This is a genomic window from Pseudomonas sp. 5Vm1k (genome assembly GCF_056161485.1).
In genome coordinates, this window is record NZ_JBSPCZ010000003.1 from 160,550 (window position 1) to 170,517 (window position 9,968).

The following is a 9,968-nucleotide window of genomic DNA, read 5'->3' on the forward strand; positions in this document are numbered from 1 at the left end:
TCTTATAAATGAGACACCCTCAGCTATACTCCGCAGCATTTGAAAATGGCCCGAGGACTTACTGTGAAGAACTGGACGTTGCGCCAACGCATCTTGGCGAGCTTTGCGGTCATTATTGCCATCATGCTGTTGATGGTGGTCGTCTCGTATTCCCGACTGCTGAAGATTGAAAGCAGTGAAGAAAGCGTCCGCGACGACGCGTTGCCTGGGGTCTATTACAGCTCGACCATCCGTGGCGCCTGGGTCGACAGTTTTCTCCAGACCCAGGAAATGCTCGGCTTGAAGGAAGGGCAGGGCATCAGTGCCGAAGACGCCGCTGACTTCAAAAGCTTCGAGACGCGCGTGCAAGAAGCGATGGCCAGCTATCGCAGCACGGTGACGACAGATGAAGACAAGGTCGAATTCGCCGCCTTCGAAAAACTCCATGAGGACTACGGCAAGATCCTCGCTGCTGTGCTCGACTTGCATAAGCGCAATCAGGAAGCCGAAGCCATCAAGTTGTTCAACGAACAACTGACCCCGGCGTGGACCGCAGGACGCGTGAAGCTCAATGACATCCTGCGTGAAAACAAAGCCGTGGCCGACCATGACATGGCGAACATCGATGACGCCGTGGGCACCGCGAAGGTGATCATGGGTGTTTCCCTGCTGATCGCGGTGCTGGCCGCCGGCCTCTGTGGCCTGCTGCTGATGCGGGCGATCATGGCACCGATGAATCGCATCGTGCAGATCCTCGAAATCATGCGCACCGGCGACCTCAGCAGTCGCTTGAACCTGGAGCGCAAGGACGAATTCAACGCCGTGGAAACCGGCTTCAACGACATGATGACCGAGCTCACCGCCCTGGTGTCCCAGGCCCAGCGCTCGTCGGTGCAGGTCACCACGTCGGTGACGGAAATCGCCGCCACCTCCAAGCAACAACAAGCCACCGCCACCGAAACCGCCGCCACCACTACCGAAATCGGCGCGACCTCCCGGGAAATCGCCGCCACGTCTCGTGATTTGGTGCGCACCATGACCGAAGTCTCCACTGCCGCCGATCAGGCCTCGGTGCTGGCCGGTTCCGGGCAGCAAGGCCTGGCGCGCATGGAAGACACCATGCATTCGGTGATGGGCGCAGCCGATCTGGTCAACGCCAAACTGGCGATCCTCAACGAGAAGGCCGGCAACATCAACCAGGTGGTGGTGACCATCGTCAAGGTCGCCGACCAGACCAACCTGCTGTCGCTGAACGCGGCGATCGAGGCCGAGAAGGCCGGTGAATATGGTCGCGGATTCGCCGTCGTCGCCACCGAAGTTCGGCGTCTGGCGGACCAGACCGCAGTCGCCACTTACGACATCGAGCAAATGGTCCGTGAAATCCAGTCGGCGGTGTCGGCCGGGGTCATGGGCATGGACAAGTTCTCCGAAGAAGTGCGTCGCGGTATGTCCGAAGTGCAGCAGGTCGGCGAGCAACTGTCGCAGATCATCCATCAGGTTCAGGCGCTGGCGCCGCGGGTGTTGATGGTCAACGAAGGCATGCAGGCCCAGGCCACCGGCGCCGAACAGATCAACCACGCGCTGGTGCAGTTGGGCGATGCCAGCAGCCAGACCGTCGAGTCCTTGCGCCAGGCCAGTTTCGCCATTGACGAACTGAGTCAGGTGGCGGTCGGGCTGCGCAGCGGCGTCTCGCGATTCAAAGTCTGATGAGCGAGCTCACGGCTAAACGTGGCGCCGTGACAGCGGCCAGGCTTGCGCTGTTCCTGGTGTTTCGCATCGGTAACGAGCGGTACGCCCTGCAAGCCGTCGAGGTGGCGGAGGTGCTGCCGCGCCTGCCGTTGAAGCCGATTGCCCGGGCTCCGGAGTGGGTCGCCGGGGTGTTCGCCTATCGCGGCGCGGTGGTGCCGGTGATCGACCTCAGCGCGTTGACCTTCGGCCAACCGGCCCAGGCCCGTACCAGCACGCGTCTGGTGCTGGTGCACTATCGGCCGGACGAGGCCTCGCCGACGCAATTGCTCGGGCTGATCCTGGAACAGGCCACCGACACCGTGCGCTGCAATCCGGCGGATTTTCAGCCCTATGGCCTGGACAATCGCCAGGCGCCCTACCTCGGCCCGGTACGCAAGGATGCCCAGGGTTTGCTGCAATGGGTGCGCGTCGCCGATCTGCTCGATGAGCAGGTGCGTGCGCTGCTGTTTCCGGCGCAGCCCATGGACCTGCTGAAGGAGCAGTCATGAGCAGCGACCAGCGGTTTTTCGACTTCCTCAAGGATCGCATCGGCCTCGATGTCGCATCGGTCGGCCCGGCGATCATCGAGCGCGCTGTGCGTCAGCGAACGACCGCATCACAGGCCCTGACTGCCGACGAGTACTGGCACACCTTGCAGGGCTCGCGGGATGAACAGCAGGCGTTGATTGAAGCGGTGATCGTCCCGGAAACCTGGTTTTTCCGTTACCCGGAATCCTTCGCGACCCTGGCGAAACTGGCGATCAGGCGCCTGGCCGATATCAATAACATGCGCGCCCTGCGGATTCTCAGCCTGCCGTGTTCCACTGGCGAAGAGCCGTACTCCATCGCCATGGCCTTGCTGGATGCGGGGCTCAAACCCCATCAGTTCAAGGTCGAAGGCATGGACGTCAGCCCGCTGTCGGTGGAGAAAGCCAAGCGTGCGCTGTACGGCAAGAACTCCTTTCGCGGGCAGGACATCGCGTTTCGCGAACGACATTTCAGCGCTGAAGAGGACGGCTATCGACTCAGCGAGCGGGTGCTGGAGCAAGTGCGTTTGCAGGTCGGCAATCTGCTGGATCCGGCCTTGCTGGCCAGCGAACCGGCCTATGACTTCGTGTTCTGCCGCAACCTGCTGATCTATTTCGACCAGCCGACCCAGCAACAAGTGTTCGAAGTGCTCAAGCGTCTGACCCACGTCGACGGCGTGCTGTTTATCGGCCCGGCCGAGGGCAGCCTGCTCGGACGTTTCGGCATGCGTTCGATCGGCATCCCGCAGTCGTTTGCCTTCAGCCGCCAGAGCGCGCCCGAGCCCGAGCCATATCCAACGACGTTCGTTCCGACGCCACTGCCGGTGCGCCAACCGGTGAGTGCGACCCCGCCACCGGTGCGCAGCCGCCCGTTTTCCACCGTGGTGCCGCTGCCGAACACCTTGAAAGCCGCCAACCCGGACGCCGCTACGCTGCTGGCGAACATCGCCGCGCTGGCCAACGAAGGCAAAAGTGCCGAAGCCCGCGCCGCGTGCGAGAGTTATCTGCGTAGTCACGAACCGGTGGCCCAGGTGTTTTATTGGCTGGGGCTGCTCAGCGATGTTGCTGGCCGGGCGCTGGAGGCCCAAGGGTTTTATCGCAAGGCTTTGTACCTCGAACCGCAACACCCCGACGCGTTGATGCACCTGGCTGCTTTGCTGCAATCCCAGGGTGACACGGCGGGCGCCAGACGATTGCAGGAGCGCGCCGCCCGCAGCGAGCGCGCCGCCGACAGTGAGCGTAAACGATGATCGTCTCCGACACCTTGAGCGTCACCCACGAAGATGCCCAGGCCATCGACGACTGCTGGAACCGCATCGGTATCCACGGCGACAAGTCCTGCCCGCTGCTGACCGAGCACATTCATTGCCGCAATTGCGCGGTGTATTCGGCGGCCGCCACCCGTTTACTCGATCGCTACGCCTTGCAGCAGGAAGATCACGAGCAGGTGGCGGCGGTGGTCGAAACCGACGTGAAAACCCGCTCGCTGCTGATGTTCCGTCTCGGCGAAGAATGGCTGGGCCTGGCCACTCGCAGTCTGGTGGAAGTGGCACCGCTGCAAACCATTCACTCGTTGCCGCACCAGCGCTCCCGGGCCTTGCTCGGGGTGGCGAATGTGCGCGGTGCGTTAGTGGCGTGCCTGTCGCTGGTGGAGTTGCTCGGCCTCGACGCCACTAACAATGTGGCGTCTGGTGCTCGGGTCATGCCGCGAATGTTGATCATCGCCGCCCGGGGCGGGCCGGTGGTGGTGCCGGCGGACGAAGTCGACGGAATTCACGCCATCGACGAACGCATCCTCGAAGAAGCGTCGCAGTCCGGCGCCCAGGCCAGTGCCAAGTACACCCGTGGCGTATTGCAATTCAAAGGTCGCAGCCTGCGTTGGCTGGATGAAGAGCAGTTGCTGTCCGCCGTGACCCGGAGCCTCACATGACCCCCGAGCAAATGCGCGACTCGTCTTTGCTGGAGCTGTTCAGCCTGGAAGCCGAGGCCCAGACCCAGGTGCTGAGCGCCGGTCTGTTGGCCCTTGAGCGCGACCCGACGCAGGCCGATCACCTGGAGTCGTGCATGCGCGCGGCGCACTCGCTCAAGGGCGCGGCGCGGATTGTCGGCGTGGATGCCGGGGTCAGCGTGGCCCATGTGATGGAGGATTGCCTGGTCAGCGCGCAGGAAGGGCGGTTGTACCTGCGTCCGGAACACATCGATGCTTTGCTGCAAGGCACCGATCTGCTGATGCGCATCGCCACGCCGAGCAACGCACCGTCGACGGTGGAAATCGACGCCTATGTAGCGCTGATGGGGCAATTGCTTGATCCGATGGCCTTGGCGCCGCCGATCAGCACGCCGATTGCGCCCTTCATGGACGAGCAGCAGTTGCAGCCGCCAGCGGTCGAAGTGCCGATACCGGTCATCGAGTCGCCAGCTATTGTCCCTGCCGAACCGCCGCGCAAGACCAAACGCACCACCGAAAACGGCGAGCGTGTGCTGCGGGTCACCGCCGAACGGCTGAACAGCCTGCTCGACTTGTCGAGTAAATCCCTGGTGGAAACCCTGCGGCTTAAACCGCACCTAGCCACCATGCAACGGCTCAAACGCACGCAAAGTAACGGCTTGCGCGCTCTGGAAAACCTCAACGTCCATCTCAAGGATCTTGGGCTGAGTCTGGAAGCCCAGGAAGCGCTGGACGATGCCCGCCGGTTGTTGGCGGAAGCCCAGCAACTGCTGGTGGAAAAGAACACCGAACTGGATGAATTCGCCTGGCACGCCAGTCAGCGTGCGCAGGTGTTGTACGACACGGCACTGGCCTGTCGCATGCGGCCGTTTGCCGACGTGCTGACCGGGCAAGTGCGGATGGTCCGTGATCTGGGCCGTGATCTGGGCAAGCAAGTGCGCCTGGAGATCGAAGGCGAAAAGACCCAAGTCGACCGCGACGTGCTGGAAAAACTCGAAGCGCCGCTGACCCATCTGCTGCGCAACGCCGTGGACCATGGCATAGAAACCCCGGAGCAACGGCTGCTGGCCGGCAAACCGGCGGAAGGCCTGATCCGCTTGCGCGCGTCCCACCAGGCCGGTCTGCTGGTGCTGGAACTCAGTGACGATGGCAATGGCGTCGATCTGGAAAAGGTCCGTCGCAGCATCATCGAGCGGCAATTGTCCCCGGCGGAAACCGCGGCGCAGTTGAGCGAAGAGGAGCTGCTGACGTTCCTGTTCCTCCCCGGTTTCAGCCTGCGGGACAAGGTCACCGAAGTCTCCGGGCGTGGCGTTGGCCTCGACGCGGTTCAGCACATGGTCCGCCAGTTGCGCGGCGCGGTGGTGCTGGAGCAGACGGCGGGTGAGGGCAGTCGTTTTCATCTGGAGGTGCCGCTGACCCTGTCGGTGGTGCGCAGTCTGGTGGTGGAAGTCGGCGACGAGGCTTACGCCTTCCCGTTGGCGCACATCGAACGCATGTGCGACCTGGAACCGGAAGACATCGTGCAGCTCGAAGGTCGCCAGCACTTCTGGTACGAAGGGCGGCACGTCGGGTTGGTCGCGGCCAGTCAGTTGTTGCAGCGCCCGGCGAGCCAGAACAGCCAGCAAACCCTCAAGGTCGTGGTGATTCGCGAGCGCGATGCGATCTACGGCGTGGCAGTCGAGCGCTTTATTGGCGAGCGGACCTTGGTCGTATTGCCGCTGGATGAGCGGCTGGGCAAGATTCAGGATATTTCCGCCGGGGCCTTGCTCGACGACGGTTCGGTGGTGTTGATCGTCGACGTCGAAGACATGCTGCGTTCGGTAGACAAACTGCTCAACACCGGGCGTCTGGAACGTATTGCCCGTCACAGTAATCAGGCCCCGGAAGCGGCGCGCAAGCGGATTCTGGTGGTGGACGATTCCCTGACCGTGCGCGAGTTGCAGCGTAAGTTGCTGCTCAATCGCGGCTACGACGTGGCCGTCGCGGTGGATGGGATGGATGGCTGGAACGCCCTGCGTTCGGAGGATTTCGACCTGCTGATCACCGACATCGACATGCCGCGCATGGACGGCATCGAACTGGTGTCTTTATTGCGCCGGGACAATCGCCTGCAATCGCTGCCGGTTATGGTGGTGTCCTATAAAGACCGAGAAGAAGACCGTCGTCGTGGACTGGACGCCGGAGCGGACTATTATCTAGCCAAAGCCAGTTTTCATGACGACGCCCTGCTCGATGCAGTGGTTGAGCTCATCGGGGGAGCGCGGGCATGAAAATCGCAATTGTCAACGACATGCCCATGGCGGTAGAGGCCCTGCGCCGCGCCTTGGCATTCGAACCGGCGCATCAGGTGATCTGGGTCGCCAGCAATGGCGCCGAGGCCGTGCAACGCTGCGCCGAGAACACCCCGGACCTGATCCTGATGGACTTGATCATGCCGCTGATGGATGGCGTGGAGGCGACCCGGCGGATCATGGCCGAAACGCCATGCGCCATTGTGATCGTCACCGTCGACCGACAGCAGAACGTGCACCGGGTGTTCGAAGCCATGGGGCACGGTGCGCTGGATGTGGTTGATACGCCGGCGATCGGTGCCGGCAATCCGGCGGAAGCGGCGGCGCCGTTGCTGCGCAAGATCATGAACATCGGCTGGTTGATCGGCGACAAGGGCAATCGGGTGCGATCGGCACCCAGCCCGCTGCGCAGCTCGGGCTCTCGGCAGAAACTGGTGGCCATCGGTTCCTCCGCGGGCGGACCGGCAGCGCTGGAAGTCTTGCTCAAGGGCTTGCCGCAGAATTTTTCGGCGGCCATCGTGCTGGTGCAGCACGTGGATCAAGTGTTCGCCGCCGGCATGGCTGAATGGCTCAGCAGCGCCAGCGGCCTCAATGTGCGCCTGGCCCTGGAAGGTGAACCGCCCCAGGCCGGCACGGTGTTGCTGGCCGGCACCAACCACCATATTCGCTTGTTGAAGAACGGAGCGCTGGCCTACACCGCGGAACCGGTCAACGAGATTTACCGGCCCTCCATCGATGTGTTTTTCGAGAGCGTGGCCAGTTACTGGAACGGCGACGCCGTCGGCGTTTTGCTGACTGGCATGGGTCGCGACGGGGCGCAGGGACTTAAACTCATGCGCCAGCAGGGCTACCTGACGATTGCTCAGGACCAGAACAGCAGTGCGGTGTACGGCATGCCGAAAGCGGCTGCGGCCATCGACGCCGCCGTGGAAATTCGCCCACTGGAAAAGATAGCGCCACGATTGCTGGAGATATTCCCAAAATGAAGACTTTTCACAGCAATCCTGGCCCAAGCAGTACTCAGGTGACCGCACATGAATGACTTACAGCTCGACGACTTCAAGACCGATGAAAACGCCGCCATGGTGTTGCTGGTGGACGATCAGGCGATGATCGGCGAGGCGGTTCGGCGCGGTCTGGCGAATCAAGAGAACATCGACTTCCACTTTTGCGCCGACCCGCACCAGGCCATTGCCCAGGCGATCCGGATCAAGCCTACGGTGATCCTCCAGGATCTGGTGATGCCCGGTCTCGATGGTTTGAGCCTGGTGCGCGAGTACCGCAACCACCCGGCGACCAAGGACATTCCGATTATCGTCCTGTCGACCAAGGAAGACCCGTTGATCAAAAGCGCGGCGTTCGCGGCCGGGGCCAACGATTACCTGGTGAAACTGCCGGACAACATCGAGCTGGTGGCGCGCATCCGCTATCACTCGCGTTCCTACATGACCTTGTTGCAACGGGATGCGGCTTACCGGGCGTTGCGGGTCAGCCAGCAGCAGTTGCTCGACACCAACCTGGTGTTGCAACGCCTGATGAACTCCGACGGCCTGACCGGCCTGTCGAACCGCCGGCACTTCGATGAATACCTGGAACTGGAGTGGCGCCGTTCACTGCGGGACCAGACTCAATTGTCATTGCTGATGATCGACGTGGACTACTTCAAGTCCTACAACGACAGCTTCGGCCACCTCGAAGGCGACGAAGCCCTGCGCAAAGTTGCTACGGCGATCCGCGACGCCAGCGCCCGACCTTCGGACCTGCCCGCGCGTTATGGCGGCGAAGAATTTGCCCTGGTGCTGCCCAACACCTCGCCGGGCGGCGCGCGGCTGGTGGCAGAGAAACTGCGCCAGACCGTGGCGGCGTTGAAGATTCCGCATGTGTTTCCGGTTGAAGGTTCGAATCTGACCATCAGCATTGGCCTGTCGACGATTACCCCGCAAGCGGGCAGTGATTGCCGGCAATTGATCTCGGCGGCAGATAAGGGGCTGTATCTGGCGAAGAACAATGGGCGCAATCAGGTGGGGATTGAGTAGCGGGTCGGCCGGTGTAGAAGTTCTCCAGGCTCGCGCGCACCCTGTGGCGAGGGGGCTTGCCCCCGTTGGGTCGCGAAGCGGCCCCCTGCATTCACACAGTCATACCCGGCAAGCAGGTTTCACGACTGCTTCGCAGCCGAACGAGATGGTGCGGCATTCCGACAAACTCCCTCGCCACTGTTCATTCATCGTTCGCCGATGTAGCGACCGTCCGCAGCAATTCAGCGTGGAGTTTTTCGCCACCCCGATGACGAAAGGCTCGATGCTCAATAGTCGCTAACTGCTCCTTCCTCGCCTCGATAGCCTTGTGTTTCGCCTGTGCCTCCCCGAACGTTGCCACGTTGAATGACCGGGACAGTTTTTTGCCTTGGCGAGTCGTCGTTTGCGCAATCCAATAGGTGTTCTTGCCGTTCGTTTGTCGTGAAACACCCGCCAGGCCACTGGTGTTAGTGACACGCAACTTTTGCCGGACCATGCAGCTCAGTGGTGGTGGGAAACGCAGCATCTGCTCATTGCGAAACCGCTCGGCAGCGCAACGCGCCTCACGCTCACCGCCATGGCGGATGAACGTAAATTCCTTGTGTACCTTCAAGACGCCATCCCGGTACAACGACACCCGCCAAGCCAACGCCCCCGACTTTTTGTGGCGGACCCGGATGATTGCGTAGTCGTTGGTGCTTGCAGGCGCATCCGGGTTATCTGTGAGCAGTGCCCCGTTGTCGAGTGGTGGCTGATTAATCGACATAGGTCAAATACCCCGCCATCAAGTTCGGCCGTCGAAACGTGTCGATTCTGGCAACGCGTTGATGCATCTCCCTGACCACTTGCTTGAACGTCGCATCGTCCATGTCGATCCAGAAACGCGGGTTGCGGCCGGTGAGGCGGTCGTATTCGGCGGTGGTGGGGTCGAGGTGGCGGTATTCCTCGTATTGCGGCAGGTCCGGCAGCGGGCGGCTGACGTCCATGTAGTTCTGGATGAAATCCCACAGAGCGCATGCGGGTTGCACTTCGGGGCCGGGGCAGAGTAATGCGCCGAAGTTGATCATGATGTTGCGGTAGCGATGGGCGAGGTAAAGCACATTCATCGGCATGCCCTGGCTGTCCGGGGACGTGGCGATGTAGGCGTCGAATTCGTAGAACGGCGCGGTGAGTTCACCGATGGTGCCGTTCTTTTTATATTCACCGTTGTTTTTGTAGTCGAAGACGGTGACTAGACCGGTGCGGCGGTTGAGTTCCCAGATGGGGCCTCGGGAGGGTTTTATCCAGAAGTTGGGGAACTTATGTATCACCAGTTTTCCTACTGTCCATGAAATTAATGGGGCTCCGAGAACTATGGAGGAAAATCTAATTAGGTAATATGCTACTTCTCGCTGATCTTCATCGATAGTCATTAGTATTAAGAAAGAGGTTGCGGATAATATAAACAGCAACAGCCAAAATAGAAATCTACCTATCGAAT

9 protein-coding genes are annotated in these 9,968 nt (G+C 61.4%); 7 read left to right on the forward strand and 2 right to left on the reverse strand.

Annotation, left to right across the window (positions count from 1 at the left end; all coding sequences use genetic code 11):
- Positions 1-63: 63 nt before the first annotated feature.
- From ACWIKB_RS07220 to ACWIKB_RS07250, 7 genes are read left to right on the forward strand one after another with little or no spacing between them, the layout of a single operon-like run.
- Positions 64-1,686, forward strand: a complete 1,623-nt coding sequence (locus tag ACWIKB_RS07220) for a methyl-accepting chemotaxis protein (protein WP_475265979.1) — start codon at positions 64-66, stop codon at positions 1,684-1,686.
- Positions 1,686-2,216, forward strand: a complete 531-nt coding sequence (locus tag ACWIKB_RS07225; RefSeq protein WP_475265980.1) for a chemotaxis protein CheW — start codon at positions 1,686-1,688, stop codon at positions 2,214-2,216. Before ACWIKB_RS07220 ends, ACWIKB_RS07225 begins: the two co-directional genes overlap by 1 nt.
- A complete protein-coding gene (locus ACWIKB_RS07230; RefSeq protein WP_475265981.1) occupies positions 2,213-3,484 on the forward strand; it encodes a CheR family methyltransferase in 1,272 nt (423 codons plus the stop codon). The genes ACWIKB_RS07225 and ACWIKB_RS07230 overlap by 4 nt, the downstream gene beginning before the upstream one ends.
- Positions 3,481-4,164, forward strand: a complete 684-nt coding sequence (locus tag ACWIKB_RS07235) for a chemotaxis protein CheW (RefSeq protein ID WP_475265982.1) — start codon at positions 3,481-3,483, stop codon at positions 4,162-4,164. The genes ACWIKB_RS07230 and ACWIKB_RS07235 overlap by 4 nt, the downstream gene beginning before the upstream one ends.
- A complete protein-coding gene (locus tag ACWIKB_RS07240) occupies positions 4,161-6,452 on the forward strand; it encodes a response regulator (RefSeq protein WP_475265983.1) in 2,292 nt (763 codons plus the stop codon). The genes ACWIKB_RS07235 and ACWIKB_RS07240 overlap by 4 nt, the downstream gene beginning before the upstream one ends.
- A complete protein-coding gene (gene cheB / locus ACWIKB_RS07245) occupies positions 6,449-7,459 on the forward strand; it encodes a chemotaxis-specific protein-glutamate methyltransferase CheB (protein WP_475265984.1) in 1,011 nt (336 codons plus the stop codon). The genes ACWIKB_RS07240 and cheB overlap by 4 nt, the downstream gene beginning before the upstream one ends.
- 48 nt (positions 7,460-7,507) lie before the next feature.
- Positions 7,508-8,509, forward strand: coding sequence for a diguanylate cyclase domain-containing protein (locus ACWIKB_RS07250; RefSeq protein ID WP_403026732.1), 1,002 nt, complete (start codon positions 7,508-7,510; stop codon positions 8,507-8,509).
- Between the two features lie 181 nt (positions 8,510-8,690).
- On the opposite strand, the gene ACWIKB_RS07255 is transcribed toward ACWIKB_RS07250, so the two are convergent.
- Together ACWIKB_RS07255 and ACWIKB_RS07260 are read right to left on the reverse strand one after the other, a co-directional pair.
- Positions 8,691-9,254 (reverse strand): AP2/ERF family transcription factor, encoded by a 564-nt coding sequence (locus tag ACWIKB_RS07255; RefSeq protein WP_475265985.1) that lies wholly within the window; start codon positions 9,252-9,254, stop codon positions 8,691-8,693.
- Entirely contained in the window at positions 9,244-9,798 is a 555-nt protein-coding gene (locus tag ACWIKB_RS07260) for a hypothetical protein (protein ID WP_475265986.1), read from the reverse strand. The genes ACWIKB_RS07255 and ACWIKB_RS07260 overlap by 11 nt, the downstream gene beginning before the upstream one ends.
- Positions 9,799-9,968 lie beyond the last annotated feature (170 nt).